At 72.1% G+C, this 15,163-nt stretch carries 18 protein-coding genes and 1 tRNA gene; 4 read left to right on the top strand and 15 right to left on the bottom strand.

From position 1 onward, the window contains the following. Window positions 1-136 precede the first annotated feature (136 nt). A tRNA-Leu gene (locus tag AMA02S_RS06110) sits at window positions 137-220 on the bottom strand. A gap of 193 nt (window positions 221-413) precedes the next feature. Between AMA02S_RS06110 and AMA02S_RS06115 the strand changes: the two genes are divergently transcribed. The 4 genes from AMA02S_RS06115 to AMA02S_RS06130 all read left to right on the top strand — a co-directional run bounded on the left by AMA02S_RS06115 (window position 414) and on the right by AMA02S_RS06130 (window position 4,211). Continuing rightward, window positions 414-1,391, top strand: a complete 978-nt coding sequence (locus tag AMA02S_RS06115; protein ID WP_067452902.1) for a sensor histidine kinase — start codon at window positions 414-416, stop codon at window positions 1,389-1,391. 80 nt (window positions 1,392-1,471) lie between these two features. Further along, the gene (locus tag AMA02S_RS06120; protein ID WP_067452905.1) at window positions 1,472-2,389 is read left to right on the top strand and encodes an MEDS domain-containing protein; all 918 of its coding nucleotides are present in this window, start codon (window positions 1,472-1,474) and stop codon (window positions 2,387-2,389) included. Further along, window positions 2,386-3,303, top strand: coding sequence for an anti-sigma factor RsbA family regulatory protein (locus tag AMA02S_RS06125; RefSeq protein WP_067452909.1), 918 nt, complete (start codon window positions 2,386-2,388; stop codon window positions 3,301-3,303). Before AMA02S_RS06120 ends, AMA02S_RS06125 begins: the two co-directional genes overlap by 4 nt. An 89-nt stretch (window positions 3,304-3,392) precedes the next feature. Then, entirely contained in the window at window positions 3,393-4,211 is an 819-nt protein-coding gene (locus AMA02S_RS06130) for an MEDS domain-containing protein (RefSeq protein ID WP_067452912.1), read from the top strand. 189 nt (window positions 4,212-4,400) lie between these two features. Here the strand turns inward: AMA02S_RS06130 and AMA02S_RS41400 are convergent, their stop codons facing one another. From AMA02S_RS41400 to AMA02S_RS06200, 14 genes are all read right to left on the bottom strand, one after another. Beyond that, the gene (locus AMA02S_RS41400) at window positions 4,401-4,904 is read right to left on the bottom strand and encodes a hypothetical protein (protein WP_157430412.1); all 504 of its coding nucleotides are present in this window, start codon (window positions 4,902-4,904) and stop codon (window positions 4,401-4,403) included. Next, window positions 4,894-5,415 (bottom strand): SigE family RNA polymerase sigma factor, encoded by a 522-nt coding sequence (locus tag AMA02S_RS06140; protein WP_067452918.1) that lies wholly within the window; start codon window positions 5,413-5,415, stop codon window positions 4,894-4,896. The genes AMA02S_RS41400 and AMA02S_RS06140 overlap by 11 nt, the downstream gene beginning before the upstream one ends. 16 nt (window positions 5,416-5,431) lie before the next feature. Beyond that, on the bottom strand, window positions 5,432-6,001 hold the full coding sequence (locus tag AMA02S_RS41405) for a hypothetical protein (RefSeq protein WP_067452921.1): 570 nt from the start codon (window positions 5,999-6,001) through the stop codon (window positions 5,432-5,434). An 89-nt stretch (window positions 6,002-6,090) separates the two neighbouring features. Then, the gene (rdgB, locus tag AMA02S_RS06150; RefSeq protein WP_067452924.1) at window positions 6,091-6,711 is read right to left on the bottom strand and encodes an RdgB/HAM1 family non-canonical purine NTP pyrophosphatase; all 621 of its coding nucleotides are present in this window, start codon (window positions 6,709-6,711) and stop codon (window positions 6,091-6,093) included. Further along, on the bottom strand, window positions 6,708-7,427 hold the full coding sequence (rph, locus tag AMA02S_RS06155) for a ribonuclease PH (RefSeq protein ID WP_067452927.1): 720 nt from the start codon (window positions 7,425-7,427) through the stop codon (window positions 6,708-6,710). The genes rdgB and rph overlap by 4 nt, the downstream gene beginning before the upstream one ends. Window positions 7,428-7,447: 20 nt before the next feature. Beyond that, complete coding sequence (locus tag AMA02S_RS06160) at window positions 7,448-8,197, bottom strand: MBL fold metallo-hydrolase (protein ID WP_067452930.1); 750 nt, start codon at window positions 8,195-8,197, stop codon at window positions 7,448-7,450. Window positions 8,198-8,227: 30 nt separating this feature from the next. Then, window positions 8,228-9,055: a glutamate racemase gene (gene murI / locus AMA02S_RS06165; protein WP_067452933.1), complete on the bottom strand. Its 828-nt coding sequence runs from the start codon at window positions 9,053-9,055 to the stop codon at window positions 8,228-8,230. 191 nt (window positions 9,056-9,246) lie between these two features. After that, window positions 9,247-10,035, bottom strand: a complete 789-nt coding sequence (locus AMA02S_RS06170; protein WP_067452936.1) for a thioesterase family protein — start codon at window positions 10,033-10,035, stop codon at window positions 9,247-9,249. A gap of 137 nt (window positions 10,036-10,172) precedes the next feature. Continuing rightward, the gene (locus AMA02S_RS06175; RefSeq protein WP_067452938.1) at window positions 10,173-11,120 is read right to left on the bottom strand and encodes a PLP-dependent cysteine synthase family protein; all 948 of its coding nucleotides are present in this window, start codon (window positions 11,118-11,120) and stop codon (window positions 10,173-10,175) included. Between the two features lie 22 nt (window positions 11,121-11,142). Beyond that, window positions 11,143-11,415, bottom strand: coding sequence for a MoaD/ThiS family protein (locus tag AMA02S_RS06180; protein ID WP_067452941.1), 273 nt, complete (start codon window positions 11,413-11,415; stop codon window positions 11,143-11,145). A gap of 253 nt (window positions 11,416-11,668) precedes the next feature. Beyond that, entirely contained in the window at window positions 11,669-12,085 is a 417-nt protein-coding gene (locus AMA02S_RS06185; RefSeq protein WP_067452943.1) for a M67 family metallopeptidase, read from the bottom strand. 55 nt (window positions 12,086-12,140) lie between these two features. Then, on the bottom strand, window positions 12,141-13,151 hold the full coding sequence (locus AMA02S_RS06190; RefSeq protein WP_084264707.1) for a sensor histidine kinase: 1,011 nt from the start codon (window positions 13,149-13,151) through the stop codon (window positions 12,141-12,143). Beyond that, window positions 13,148-13,996 (bottom strand): MEDS domain-containing protein, encoded by an 849-nt coding sequence (locus AMA02S_RS06195; protein WP_067452946.1) that lies wholly within the window; start codon window positions 13,994-13,996, stop codon window positions 13,148-13,150. Before AMA02S_RS06195 ends, AMA02S_RS06190 begins: the two co-directional genes overlap by 4 nt. Window positions 13,997-14,140: 144 nt before the next feature. Beyond that, window positions 14,141-15,076, bottom strand: a complete 936-nt coding sequence (locus AMA02S_RS06200; protein WP_067452948.1) for an MEDS domain-containing protein — start codon at window positions 15,074-15,076, stop codon at window positions 14,141-14,143. Window positions 15,077-15,163 lie beyond the last annotated feature (87 nt).

Raw genomic sequence — 15,163 nt, forward strand, 5'->3', positions numbered from 1 at the left:
GCCACCCTCCAGCGCGAGGAGACGGGGCGCCGGTTTCGTTCAAGGGCTTAGCCCGTGAAGTATCAGTGGGCTTCTACGCGACTCGCCGCGGCATGGATTCGCGTCTACGACAAGCCCCGCAGCATGATCGGCCGAGTGCGGGCGGGGGGACTCGAACCCCCACGGTGTCGCCACCAACAGGACCTAAACCTGCCGCGTATACCTACTTCGCCACGCCCGCCGGCGCTCCGCGAGGGAGCCGGTCCAGCTTAGCGTCCCGGCCCGTCCGGACGTGGAGCGATTTTCGGTCCGGGCCCGAACCGCGGTATTTGAAAAATGACGCCTGCGGCGCCGGGGGGCGGCGTCCTACCCTGGGTTGGTCCGTCCGTGCCGGGGCGGGCGGTGTCGCCATGATCGAATCCAGGTGAGCCACCGTGAGCCAGTCCTTCACCCATCGCGTACTGCCGTACGACGGGGTGGACGAGTTCCTCGACGGCGCGCTGCCGTTCCTGCGGGACGGGGTGGACGCCGGCGACCGGGTGCTCGCGGTAGGCGGCATGGCACGCGAGATGCTGCTGCGGGACGCGCTCGGACCGGCGGCGGCCGGCGTCGAGTTCGCCGATGCCGCCACCTGGTACGTGCATCCGTGCCGGACGCTCGCCGACTGCCTGAGCGACGCCGACAACACCGCGTGGCAGGGACGGCGGCTGCGCGTCCTCGGCGAGCCGGTGTGGGCAACGCGCTCGCCGCTGGAGGTCCTGGAGTGGCAGCGGGCCGAGGCGATCCTCAACGTGGCGTTCCGCGACACCGAAGCCGCCTTCCTGTGCACCTACGCGTCGTCGCTCCCCGCGGGCGTCGTCGCGTCCTCACGTCAGACCCACCCCGAGACGGTCCGCGGCGTCACGGCGCTCCCGAACCCGGGCTACATGGACCCCTGGGCCTACAGCGCGCAATGCGACCGTGAGCCGCTGCCGGCGCCCCCGCCCGGTGCCGAGTCACTGAAGGTCGACCGTCCCGACCTGTACTGGCTGCGCGCCTATGTCAGCGAGTACGCGCGGCAGACCCGGCTGCCCGAGGAGAGTTTGCAGCGCCTCCTCGTCGCTGTCACCGAGATCGTCACCAACGCGCTGCGGCACGGCGAGCCGCCGATCGTCCTGCGGATGTGGATCGAGGCGTCCGACGATGAGCCCGCCCTCGCGTGCGAGGTCGCCGACGAGGGACGGTGGGACCCCGGGACCGGCTTCGGGCTCATCCCCCCGCGTCCGGCCGACACCGGCGGCGGCCGGTTCGGGCTGTGGGCGGTCCGGCTGCTGTGCGCAAGCGTCCAGATCCGGTCGGGTGAAGGGGGCACGACCGTGCGGCTCAGGCTGCGCCTGCCCGCAGTGCCCGCCGCGTCCATCAACGGAGCGTGAGCGAACCCATGCGTTGGGCTTCCAAAACACCGGGATCGGCGTACGCTGGACGGATCCGCGACAACCTCGATGGGCAGGCCATGGAGACACCCTGGTTCGCCAAACGACCCGTCAGCGCCGTACGGCCGGGAGATCACGGCTGGCTGGCCTACTCCTGCACCGAGGAGCGCGATCGTGTCATCGGCACCTTCGTCCGGGAGGGCCTGCTCACCAACGAGAAGGTCGTCTACGTGACGGACGCGCCGGCCGAATTGCTGCCCGGGTTCGACCCGCGGCATCCGATCGACATCGGCACCTACACCAGGACGGGCCAGCTGCGGGTCATCCCGCGGCGGGACGCCTGCCTCGATCGGCACGGCGCGTTCGCACCCGCGATGATGCTCGAAACGCTGGGCAAGGAGGTCGAGGAGGCGTTCGGCCAGGGCTTCCGTGCCGTCCGGCTGACGACCGACCACAGCTGGGTGCTCCACGGCCCCGGGCGTGCCGGCCTGCACCAGATGCTCGGTTGCGAGCATCGCGTCGGCGACGCCGTCTCGCCCAGCACCATGGCGATGGCGATCTGCCAGGTCGACAAACACGCCCTCACACATGACGAACTGGTCGCCCTACGGGATACCCATGAGGTCCTGGTGGAAGTGAACCCCGAATTCGACGACGGGATCTTGAAGATCGTGCGCACTTTCAAGCCCGACGGGCTGCGCGTCGAGGGCGAGTTGGACGCCGCCCGGCACGCCGTGTTCGCCGAGAAGCTGACCCAGGTGGGCAAGGGCCGACGGCGCGTCCACCTCGACTTCTCCCGGCTCGGCTTCATCGACCTCGGCGGGCTCAACCTGCTGGCGCAGCACGCCACCGGGCTGCCCGCCGACGACGCCCTGGTGCTCGACCACCTCCCAGCCGACGTGGAGAACGTCATCGAGCTGGTGGGCTGGCACCGGCTGCCCGGCCTGGCCCGGGGAAGCGAGGGCACCCTCCCGAAGACGGAGGGCATCGGCCGATGACGCTGGAGCACAGAGCGTTCCTGTACAAGGGCACCGACGAGTTCCTGTCCGTCGCCGTCCCGTACCTGGAGTCGGGGCTGGAGAAGGACCAGGCCGTCGTCGCCGTGGTGCGCGAACCCCACCTGTCCGCGCTGCGCGACGTCCTCACCGTGCACGGGGAGACGATCCAGTACTTCGACTCGGCGGTGTTCTACCAGCATCCCGTCCACACTCTGCGCGACTACCAGACGATCGTCTCGACGAGCATGCCGCGCACCGTGTGCGCGCTCGCCGAACCCGTCTGGGACGGGTGGGACGAGCAGCAGACACAGGAATGGATCCGCTACGAGTCGCTGATCAACGTCGTGTTCGCGGGGTCGGGCGCGCGGGCGCTGTGCCCCTACGACAGCGGCGAGCTGACCCCGCACGTGCTGGACGAGGCGCGGCGGACGCATCCGCTGCTCCTGCACGACGGCCGCAACGGCGTCAACGAGGAGTACGTCGACCCGGCGACGTTCGGGGCGGGCTGCGACCGCGCCCGCCGTCCGGGACGCCCGGACGGCGCGGAGTACCTGCCGATCAAAGGCACCGACCTGCACGAGTTGCGCGCGTTCGTCGCCGAGCGGGCGCTGACGCACGGGCTGGCCAGGCAACCCGCGCAAAACTTCATCACCGCCGTCAACGAGGTCGCGGCGAACGCCCTCCAGCACGGCATCCCGCCGATGGGCCTGTGGACGTGGCGCGACGACGCCGACCTCGTCTGCGAGATCGGCGACAACGGCTTCTGGCAGCCCAGCCCGCTCACCGGATTCATCCCTCCCGACTCGGCACTACAACGCGGCTTCGGCCTGTGGACCGTCCGGCTCCTGGTCGACCTCATGGAACTGCGCGCGGGGTGGGACGGCACCTTCGTACGCCTGCGCGTCCGACGGTGACCTGTTTCGCGCTAAGTCTCAGATACTGGAAAACCCTGGCGGAAAGCTCACCGCATCGCTCGGCTCACCCGTCGTAACCTGGACACGTCATGGAGACGCTCTGGTCCGTCCGCAGGCCGGTCCGCGATCTGCGGCCCGGCGACCACGCATGGCTCGCCTACGCCAACGAGGAGGAGCAGCGTCACGTCGCCGGGGCCTTCGTCCGGGACGGGCTCCTCGCCCGCGAGAAGGTCGTCTACATGGCGGCCTCGGTGAAGGACGCCGTTCCCGGCGTGCCGCCGGACGCGCCCGCCGGGCTCCTGACGTTCCTGCCGATCGGCAGTCCGTTCGACCCACGCGCGGCGGCCGGGGCGCTGGCCGCCGAGATCGCGCAGGCGAAACGGCGGGGCCTGCGCGCCGTCCGGATCGCCGCCGACCTGACCTCGGCCCTGCGCGCCCCCGACGGCCTGGAACGCACGCTCGTCTTCGAACGGCACCTGGAGCGGACGGTGCCGCCGAGCACGCACATCACGGCAGTCTGCCAGGTCGACCGGCGCCGCTGCCGCCGCAGCGACCTGGAGGCGCTGTGCGCGAGCCACGCCGTGCTGGCCGCGCCGGACCCCGAGTTCGAGGACGCCGTACTGAAGATCGTTCGAACGTTCCAGCCCGCCGGGCTGTCACTGTCGGGCGAGCTCGACGCGTCCCGGCACGCGGTCCTCGACCAGGCGCTGGCCTCGGTGCTGTCCCCCGACAACACCCGCGAGATCCACCTGGACCTCGCGGGTCTCGGCTTCATCGACCTCGGCGCGATCAACATCCTCGCCGACATCGCCGTCCGCCGCACCGGCCCCGGCCGCCTCGTCCTGGACCGTATGTCGCCGCAGCTCCGCGCCGTCCTGGAAACCGTCGGCTGGACGATGTTGTTTTGAATCCCGGCCCAAGCGGGCTCGCCTGGCGGCTCGCCCCCTTGACCATGATTTGCGAGCGCGACATCGCTTCGCGTGACGGTTGAGGTTGCCGCAGGGTTCTGAACCTGCGGGTCTCTTGCTCTCGGACGGGCGTATCCAACGGCCTCTGTCCTGCTGGGCGGGGTGGCGCGCTTGTTAGGCGGGCTCGGCCTATGGGGTTCTCGTCGCGGACGGGCGTGCGTCTGGTGGATGTGAGCCTGACGGCGTCGGCTTGGAGTTCCCCGTTTTGGACGGCGTCGGTTTGGGGGCCGCTGGTGTGGACGGCGTCACGGTTTGCGGCGGTGGGGCGGCGGTCGGCCTCGGGTCCGGTGTGTGCGACGGTTCGCTCGTCGGACCGCTGGGCTCCGGCGGCGAGGAGGGCGTGACCGGGGGGCGCGGCGTGGTGGTCGAGGCCGGCGGGCCGAGGGGGCTTGGCGACTCCTGTCGTCCGGTCCCTCGGCCCGGCCACAGGAGCACGGCCGCCACGATGACGACCGCGGCCGTGACGGCCGCCGCGAGGATCGGGAACGTCCAGCGCCGGACGCCGCGGACCGGCGAGGCCGCCGCCGCCCGTCCCGCCTTCTGGAAGCGGCGGACGGTCTCCGGGCCGGCGTGGATCTCGTCGGCCGCCGCGCGGTAGTGCGCGCGCAGCAGGGCATCGAGCTCATCGCTCATGGGCCCGGCCCTCCCTCATGTGCTCCCGCAGCGCCGCCATGGCGCGCGCGGTGTGGCTCTTCACCGTTCCCCGGGAGATCCCGAGCGTCTCGGCGATCTCGTGTTCGCTCAGGTCGCACCAGTACCGCAGTACGACCACGGCACGCTGCTTGGCGGGCAGCGCGCGGAGCACCTCGTCCAGGTCGCCCCCGGGGATTCCCGCGACCGGGGGCGCCGCGGCGAGGCGTTCCACGTCCATCACCGAACCGACCGGTGTGTCCCGGCGGCGGGCCCGCCGCTTGTTCTCGTCGATCGCGAGGTTGACCAGTACCCGGCGCGTGTACGCCTCGGGGTTGCCCGACGCGACGCGACGCCATCGCCGCGCGACCCGCTCGTAGGCGATCTGCAGCAGGTCCTCCGCGAGGTGCCGGTCGTAGACCATGAACACGGCGGTGCGCAGCAGGCGGCCCGCGGTGGCGGTCACGAACTCCTCGAACGTGACCTCCGCACCGCGGGGCTCCTGGGTGCTCAACGTGGACAGACCGCACCTACCCCCGGCTGGGCGGCATCGCGTTCGGGGTGCCGCGCGGAGGCGTCGGCGTGGGCGACAGCCGGGACGGACTCGGCCGCACCGTCGGCGGGGCGGTCGGCGTCGGCTTCCCCGTCGGCGGGGCGGTCGGGGTCGGCGTCGGCTCCGCGGACGGTGGAGCGGTCGGCTCCGGCGCGCAGGTCGGCTTGCCCCCGGGCGGCCTGGTGGCCGTGGGCCGGGGCTTGGGCGGGCGCGACGCAGTCGCCGTCGGTCGGGGCTTGGGCGGGCGCGACGGAGTGGCCGTCGGTCGGGGCTTGGGCGGGTGCGACGGGGTGGCCTTCGGCTCGGCGAAGCCGGCCTTCTTGGTCGGCCGCGGCGGTGCCGAGGGTGACGGGCAGCCCGGGTCGGTCGGCGAGGGGCTGGGCTTGGGTGGGCGCGTCGCCACCGCACCCTGCGCGGCGACCGGCCTCACCTCCGGCGATCCGCCCGGCCCCGCGGCCAGCCAGATCCCGGCGGCCAGGAGACCCGTCCCGCTGAATCCGGCCAGGACGACCGCCGGCCAGCGGCGGATGCGACCCTTGTCGATCATGATGCTCCTCGAGGCGAAGTTTCCTTACACCCCGATAAACCCCCGCTCGCCGTGCCGCGGTTGTCACGCCTGCCGGTTTTCTCCTCGGGTCAGGTCAGTCCGGCGGCGGACAGGGCTTCGGGGAGCAGCTCCGCGAGGGTGCGGAAGGCACGGCCCCGGTGGCTGATCGCGTCCTTGTCGGCCGGGGACATCTCGGCGGTCGTGCGGGACTCACCGTCCGGGAGGAAGACCGGGTCGTAGCCGAAACCTCCGGTTCCGCGCGGGGTCCGCACGATCGTGCCGCGCATCCGCGCCTCGACGCAGTGCTCCACGCCGCCCGGCAGGACGAGCGCGGCGGCGCAGACGAAATGGCCGCCGCGCAGGCCGTCGGGGACGTCGGCGATCTGGTCGAGGAGCAGCTGGAGGTTGGCGGCGTCCTTGTCACCGGTCGCCGCGCCGAACCGGCCCGACCAGCGGGCCGACAGCACGCCCGGCATGCCGTTCAGCGCGTCCACGCACAGGCCCGAGTCGTCGGCGACGGCGGGCAGGCCGGTGTGCGCGGTGATCGCGCGGGCCTTGAGCAGCGCGTTGCCCTCGAAGGTCAGCTCGGTCTCGGGCACGTCGGGGGCATCGGCGAAGGCATCGAGCCCGGCGACCTCGATGTCGGTCAGGATGCGGTGCAGCTCGGCGACCTTGCCCCTGTTACGGGTCGCCAGGACGATCCGGGTCACGTGGCGAGCGCCGCGGCCTGGAGGCGGGTGAGTTCGGCGCAGCCGCCGGCCGCGAGGTCGAGCAGCGCGTCCAGCTCGGCGCGGTCGAACGGGGTGCCCTCGGCGGTGCCCTGCACCTCCACGAAGCGGCCGTCACCGGTGCAGACGACGTTCATGTCGGTCTCGGCGGCCGAATCCTCCTCGTAGCACAGATCGAGGCGGGCCTCGCCGGCGACCACACCGACGCTGACCGCCGCCACCGAGGTGATCAGCGGGTCGCCCCGCAGCAGCCGGCGGCCCCGCATCCACGACACCGCGTCGGCGAGCGCGATGTAGGCGCCGGTGATCGCGGCGGTGCGGGTGCCGCCGTCGGCCTGGAGGACGTCGCAGTCGAGCTGGACGGTGTTCTCGCCGAGCGCCTTGAAGTCCAGGCAGGCGCGGATGGAACGGCCGATGAGCCGGGAGATCTCGTGGGTGCGTCCGCCGACCCGGCCCCGGATGGACTCGCGGTCGTTGCGGGTGTTGGTGGCGCGCGGCAGCATCGCGTACTCGGCGGTGACCCAGCCGAGGCCGCTCTCGCGCCGCCAGCGGGGCACCGACTCCTGGACGGAGGCGGCGCACAGCACCCGGGTGCCGCCGAACTCGATCAGCGCCGACCCCTCCGCGTGGTCGAGCCAGCCACGCTGGACGCGGACGGGACGGAGCTGGTCGGATGCGCGATCATCGGGGCGAGCCATGCGCCCCACCTTAACGGCACTCAGAGGTCGTACTCGGCGCCCACGTACGCGAGTTCGACGTCGCCGTCGTAGTGGCTCGCCTTCGCCTCCTTGAGGGAGACGTCCCGGTCGTTCCACGGCACGAGGTGCGTGAGAACAAGCCTTCCGACACCGGCGGCGGCGGCGTGCTCGCCGGCCTCCCGCGCGGTCAGGTGCAGCTCCGACGGGAGCCCGGGGCCGTCCAGGAAGGACGCCTCGCACAGGAACAGGTCGGCGCCGCGGGCCAGGTCGACCAGCGTCTCGGACGCGCCGGTGTCGCCGGAGTAGGCGAGGGCCTTGCCGCCGTGCTCGATGCGGAACGCGTACGCCTCGACCGGGTGCGGCATCAGCGCGGTCGTCACCCGGAACGGGCCGATGTCGTACGGTCCGCGGCGCAGCGTCTCGAAGTCGAACGTCCCGGTCATACCGGGGTCGGGATCGAGATCGTATGCCTTCGCCAGGCGGACGGCGGTGCCCTCGGGCCCGTGCACCGGGATCCGCGGCGGCGGGCCGCTCGGGCGGTAGGTCCGGGCGACCCAGTAGCCGCACAGGTCGAGGCAGTGGTCGGCGTGCAGGTGCGAGATGCAGACGGAGTCGATCTCGTACAGCGGGTGGAAGCGCTGCAGCGTCCCGAGCGCGCCGTTGCCGAGGTCGAGCAGCATGGCGTAGCCGTCCGCCTCGATCAGGTAGCTGGACGCGGGGCTATCCGGCCCCGGAAAGCTGCCGGAGCAGCCGATCACAGTGACCCGCACGCTCACTCCTCCTCTTGTGTCCCCGAGGAATCAGGTGGTCAGAGCCTTGGTCAGGGTGGTCTCCACCGACCCGATCTCCGGCCCCAGGAACCGGCGGCCGAGCGTGGCGAACACCTCGGGGTCCCCGGTCGCGCGGAAGCGGTGACACGGCTCTGGCATCGACTCCGCCCGTGCGAGCCCACGGTCGTGCAGCACTCGATACACGTCCTTGGCGGTCTCGTCGGCACTTGACACCAGTGTGACCCCGTCCCCGACGACATACGAGATGACCCCGGTCAGATGTGGGTAGTGCGTACAGCCGAGAATGAGGGTGTCGCATCCGGCGTCCACGATCGGCTGGAGGTAGACGCGGGCGACGTCCAGCAGTTCCTCGCTCATCGTCACGCCCGACTCGACGAACTCGACGAACCGCGGGCAGGCGGTGCTGACCAGCTCGATGTGCGGCGCGGCGGCGAACGCGTCCTCGTAGGCCCGGCTGTTGACGGTGGCCTCGGTGGCGATCAGGCCGACCCGCCCGTTGCCGGTGGCGCGTGCGGCGCGCCGGGTGGCGGGGTTGATGACCTCGATCACCGGGACGTCGTAGCGTTCCCGGGCGTCGCGCAGCATCGCCGAGCTGGCGCTGTTACAGGCGATCACCAGCATCTTCACGCCCTCGTCGACGAGCTGGTCGAGCATCTCCAGCGCGAACGCGCGCACCTGCGCGATGGGACGGGGCCCGTACGGCTGGCGCGCGGAGTCACCGAGGTAGACGATCGGCTCGTTCGGCAGCTGGTCGAGGATCGCCCGTGCGACGGTGAGCCCGCCGAATCCGCTGTCGAAGATGCCGATCGGCGAATCGTTGCCTGGTGAATCTGACATGGTGCATAAGGCTAGGCGAGTTCCTCGCGGGTAGGCGCGTCATGCGTCGTACATCACATGGCCACGCGTCGGCAATAGGCGCAGTTCACGGGTGCTGCGGGCGATGCGGTCGCCGTACGGGGCGAAACGCCGGTGAAACGCTTCACGAGTGATCCGTCCGTGCGGGGCCGGATCGAGGCTCGGTGGGACGGTCAGCGCCCCTCGCGGGCGATCTGGCGGCTCTGCGCGACGAGGCGTCCGGTGGAGTCCCAGACCTCGACCTCCTCGTCGAACCAGCCGCCGGACAGGAGCCGTCCGGTGCCGTGGAGGCTGAGCCAGCCCGGGGCGGGGACGGCCCGCATGTGCCAGGTGAGCTCGACGGTGGGCGCCCATCCCTTGGCGCCGAGGTTGAGGGCGACGGGCGGCAGCGCGTCCACGGCGAGGGCCAGCGCGAACGCGTCGGGCTCGTGGGGGTCGCGGAGGCGGAACCAGGCGCGGATCTCGGGGCTGCCACTCGGGTGCCCGCCCATCCAGCCCATCGTGGCGGCGTCGAAACGCATGTCGATCTGGCCGGCGAAGCCCTGCTCGCCCGCCGTGGTGAGGAAGTCGGTGCACTCCTCCAGCGGCGGGATCGACGGGACGGGGTGGGGCCCGGCCCAGGACGCCTCGGTGCCCGCGTCGAGCGTGCCGGTGGTGATCAGCGCGTCCACGACGCGCCGGCCGTCCTGGACGAGGGTGACCAGGGACGTGGCGGCGGTGCGGCCGGTCTTCCGCGGCTCGACGATCACCTCGGCGGGGCCGGGACCGGCCACGCGCAGGAACGTCGCCGCGGTCGAGACGGGGTGGGCGTGCGGGGAGGCATCGATGGCGGCGCGGTCGAGGACGGCCATGAGGTAGCCGCCGTTGATCGCCTCGGCGAACCCGTAGTCCCCGTGGAGGACGGTCTTGTAGCGGCCCTCACCGGTCCGCTCGACGGCGGTGGCGTCGCCGAACCCGCTCATGCGCGCTCCCGTCTCCACGGCGGCGGCCCGCCGACCCGATTCTAGAATCCTGTTCGAATACGGACTCTACCGCGCCATCCGAGCGGTCCCCGGCCCGGGGGTGCCGTCGGGGGCGGGAGTGGCGTCGTGGGCGGGGGTCACGCCCAGAGCTGGCCTTCGAGGCGCGCCTCGGCCTCCTCCAACGTGCCGCCGTACGCGCCGGTGGACAGGTACTTCCAGCCGCCGTCCGCCACGACGAACGCGATGTCCGCACGCTCGCCCGCCTTGACGGCCTTGGCCGCCATGCCGAGGGCCGCGTGCAGCGCACCGCCGGTGGAGATGCCCGCGAATATGCCCTCCTGCTCCAGCAGCTCGCGGGTGCGGCGCAGCGCGTCCCGGGAACCGACGGAGAACCTGCTGGTCAGGACGGAGTCGTCGTACAGCTCGGGGATGAAGCCCTCGTCGATGTTGCGCAGCCCGTACACCAGTTCCCCGTACCGCGGCTCGGCGGCGACGATCTTGATGCCGGGGACGTGCTCGCGCAGGTAGCGGCCGACGCCCATCAGCGTGCCGGTCGTGCCGAGCCCGGCGACGAAGTGGGTCACCGACGGCAGGTCCGCGAGGATCTCCGGGCCGGTCGTCTCGTAGTGCGCGAGAACGTTGGCCTCGTTGCCGTACTGGTAGAGCATCACCCAGTCCGGGTTCTCCGCCGCCAGCCCCTTCGCGACGCGGACGGCCTCGTTGGAGCCACCCGCTGCCGGGGACGAGATGATCCGCGCCCCCCACATCTCTAGCAGCTGGCGGCGCTCGGCGGAGGTGTTCTCCGGCATGACGCACACCATGCGGTAGCCGCGGAGCTTGGCGACCATGGCCAGCGAGATGCCGGTGTTGCCGGACGTCGGTTCCAGGATCGTGCAGCCCGGCGTGAGAAGCCCGTCCTTCTCCGCCTTCTCGATCATGTAGAAGGCGGGCCGGTCCTTCACCGAGCCGGTGGGGTTGCGGTCTTCCAGCTTGGCCCAGATGCGGACGTCGGCGGACGGCGAGAGCCGCGGCAACCCGACCAGCGGGGTTCCGCCGAGCGAGTCCAGCAGCGAGTCGAAACGCATGATCGGCTCGTCCCGGTGCCGGTCAGCCGCCGGCCACGGCCGGCAGGATCGTCACGTTGTCGCCGTCGGCGACCGCGGTCTCCAGGCCGCCGAGGAAGCGCACGTCCTCGTCGTTGAGGTAGACGTTGACGAACTTGCGCAGTCCCTTGTCGTCCACCAGCCGGGCGCGCAGCCCGGCGTGCCGCGCGTCCAGGTCGCTGAACAGCTCGTCCAGCGTGCCGCCCTTGCCCTCGACGGCCTTGGCGCCGTCGGTGAGGTTGCGCAGGATCGTCGGGATCCGGACCTCGATCGCCATCGCGATGATCTCCTTAGGTCGTACGGGGCTTCCCGCCCCAGCGTGACAACCGGGCGGGGCGCGGGGGAATTCCGGGCGTGTACCGCGCGTCAGAGACAGTCGTAGACGACCGCGGCGCGCGAGTGCCCGAACAGATAGCTCTGCACGGGTGGCACGACGGCGGAACGGATGCGGCGCCGTGCGCCCGCCCTGTGCCCGCTCGTCCCCATGACGACCAGTTTACCGGCCGCCGTCCGGCCCTTCCCCGCCACGGTCAGGCGTACGACTCGACGACCGTGACCTCTTCCTCGGTCACCTCGCCGTCCACGATCCGGTACGACCGGAACTCGGTCTCGTCCGCCTCGCGCGTGGAGACGAGAACGTAGTGGGCGTTCGGCTCGGACGCGTACGAGATGTCGGTCCGGGACGGGTACGCCTCGGTGGAGGTGTGCGAGTGGTAGATCACGACGGGCTCCTCGTCCCGGTCGTCCATCTCGCGCCACACCTTGAGCTGCTCAAGGGAGTCGAAGCGGTAGAACGTCGGGGAGCGCTCGGCGTTGGTCATCGGGACGTACCGGGCGGGGCGGTCGGACCCGATCGGGCCGGCGACGACGCCGCAGGCCTCGTCGGGGTGGTCCGCGCGCGCATGCGCGACGATCCGGTCAACCAGGGCACGCTCGATCGTCAGCATGACGTGAAGGCTACCGGGCGTCGGCGGGGCGCTCTGCACCCTGCTCGCACGCCGCTCACCCGAGCTTGACGTGCATGCGGATGCGCGTGCCGTCCATGCCGGAGCGGATCTCCACGATGTGGCACAGCCGCCGGACGGCCCACATCGCGGCCTCGCCGCCGCGCTGCCCGCGCGGCGGCGCGTAGCCCAGGAACCGGTCGGTGAGGGCCCGCCCCGGGTCGCTGACGTCGCAGACGAGCGCGCCCTCCTCGGCCCACAGCCACAGCGCGCCCCGGCCGCCTCCCTCGCGGATGATGTTCGTGGCGACCTCGTTCACGGCGAGGACGAACGGGAGCGAGCGCTCCTTCGGGAGCCCGAGCCGGCGGGCTTCGGCGCCGAGGAAGTCGCGCACGCCGGGCAACTCCCCGGCGGCGAACGGCCTGCGGGCCGCGATCGACGGTGGTGGCGGCAGCGGGACGGCGTTGCACTCGGCGTAGAACGCGGCCGGGTCGGTGAAGCCCTCGCTCGGCCGCTCCCCGTCCGGCCCGGCGATCTCGGGGTGGGTGCGGGCCGCGTCCGCCAGGACGTGCCCGGGCAGCGCCGACGCGTCGTAGGCGCACATGATCGAGGTCGGCGTGCCGGCGAACGCCACGTTCAGGATCGCCTCGTGCCGCTTCCACTCGCGGGTCTCCAGCGGCGTGAGCCCGTCCCAGACCGGCTCGGTGAGCAGCCGGAGCCGCCCGCGCGGCCACCAGTCGGCGCGCGTCCGGTCGTAGTAGGAGGCCAGGGCGTGCATCGGGCCCTGGAACCAGTCGGCGGAGTCGATGAACTCGACCGGCGCGGCCGTCCCGGTGCCGAGCCGCTCGCGCAGGAGGGCGGCCGTGTCGGGCGCGGCGATGACGACCACCGCGTCGCCGGCGCGGCACCCCGCCCGCAGGAAGGGGACGGCGGTGAGCGCGAACTCGCCGCGCGTCGGGTACGGCAGCGCCCGGTGCACGAGCACGTCACGGCCCTGCTCGCCGAGGGCCGGACCGGGGTCGGCGGCCTGCCGGGCGGGCGGCTCCGCGGAGAAGGAGAAGGCGATCATCGGACCGCCTCCCGGACGACACCGGGCGCGGTGTCCCAGCCGGACACGCGCAGCATCAGTTCCACGCAGCCGGGCATCGAACGCAAGATCACCTGCCGGTCGAGGACGGTGCTGGTCCGGTTGGCCTCGATCAGGGTCCGCAGCCCGTCCAGGTCGCAGAAGTCGAGCCGGGACAGGTCGAGGCAGAGGTGCGCGCCGCCCGGCCCGGCGGACGCGTCGAAGTCGCGCAGCGCCGCGACCAGGGCGGGCAGGGTGGACTCGTCGATCGCCCCGGACAGCCGCAGCCCGGGCGGCGCGAACAGCGGGGTGATCGTCAGAACGCCGTCGTCGAACACGTCGTCGGCGCGGACGCGCGTGCCGTGGTGCTGGTCCACCAGGCGCAGGTGCCCGGTGCCGAACCAGCGCCGGTCGTACTGGCACAGCGCCATGACCCGCGACCCGGGCGCGGTGACCGCGCTGTGGAGTGCGTCCTCGAACGCGGCGAACGGTTCCGTGCCGGGCCAGCCGCGCGGGGACGGCGACGCCTCCGCCGTGACGCGCACACCCGGGACACGCGCGCCCGCACCGTCAGCGCGCGTCACGGCCCTGATCGCGTCCGCGATGTCCGCGTCCGCAGGCAGAACGATCAGCCGGTCGGCACCGGCGCCCGCGCCGGCCTCGGCGAGCAGCCGGCCGGCCGCGGACTCCGCCGGATCGCCGTCGACCAGGCAGACGACGGCGTGCCCGGCGCGCAGCCCGCCCCGGACGTACGCCGCCATGATCGCGTCGCGTTCAGCGTCGGTGTCGTAGGCGAGGCATGCGTGATCGCCTGGCAGCATCTCGCCGACCGCCTTGGAGTGCGCCATGCGACCTCCTCGGGAGCCGGTCAGTGGTCAACGTATCAAGGCGGGACGGACAGGTCGACGGAGGACGAACAGGACGAGAGCGGCGGGCGAGGGTGGCGGGCGAGGGCGGCCACGCCGGAGCGGGTGGCGGCGGGTCCGCGTCGTTCAGCCCGGCCCGTCCTCGATCGCCACGCCAGGCCGCGCGACCAGCCCGGACGAGCGGAGCCGCTCACCGAGCCCCGGCGGGACGCCGCGCAGCAGCAACCCCCGGTTCGGGCCGAGGTCGGGACGGTCGGCGCGGGTCAGCAGGCGCAGCCCGTCGTCGTCGCAGCCGGTGACGCCGCCGAGATCCAGACAGAGCAGGCCGGTACGGGTCGAGATCGACGCGAGGACCTTCTCGGCCGCCGGCCGGGTCGCCCCGTCGATCACACCCGACAGTTCCACGCCCGGCGGGCTGAAGATCGGCGTGATCCGCAGCGTCCCGTCGTCGTAGTAGTCGTTCACCCGCACCCGCCCCATGTGGCAGGACTCCAGCTCCTCCAGGTAGGCGGCGTTGAACCAGCGCCGGTCGAACTGGCAGATCGCCATCGCCTTGATGTCGGTGGTCATGAAGACCTCATCGAGCATCCGCTCGAAGTCGCCGTGCTGGTCGGTGCCGGGCCAGCGGCGCAGCGAGAACCGCGCCTCGCCGGCGATGCGCACCCCGGAGTAGCCCTGGACGAGCGCGAGATCGATCTCGGTCGCCATCAGCTCGATGCTCTCCTGCGGGTCGAACCGCCCGCTGGCGAGGAAGGTCTCCTCCGCGGTCCGGACGACGAAGTGTCCCGCCTCCATCGCCTCGGCCAGGTCGACCCGCTCGCCCTCCGCGGGCATCACGGCGTCCTTCTCGTCGCCGGTCAGCCAGTCGAGCACGTCCCCGGAGCGGACGGCGTCGGAGATGTAGATGATCTTGTGCCCGGCGCGGACGCCGTCCCGGACGTAGGCGGCCATGATCGACCGCCGTTCCTCGTCGTTGTCGAAGAGCAGGCACAGATGATCGCCGAGCTTCATCTCGCGGACGGCCTTCCGGTGGGCGGTCATCGCGGCCTCCGAGTGTGTCATCGGCCCGTCCAGGCGGGCGCCGGCTTCCCTCGCGGACAACGGTAGCCACGGACCGCACAGCCGTCTCGACAATCCGTAATGAGGGCA

The sequence above is a fragment of the Actinomadura macra NBRC 14102 genome, from assembly GCF_001552215.1.
Classification (GTDB): domain Bacteria; phylum Actinomycetota; class Actinomycetes; order Streptosporangiales; family Streptosporangiaceae; genus Spirillospora; species Spirillospora macra.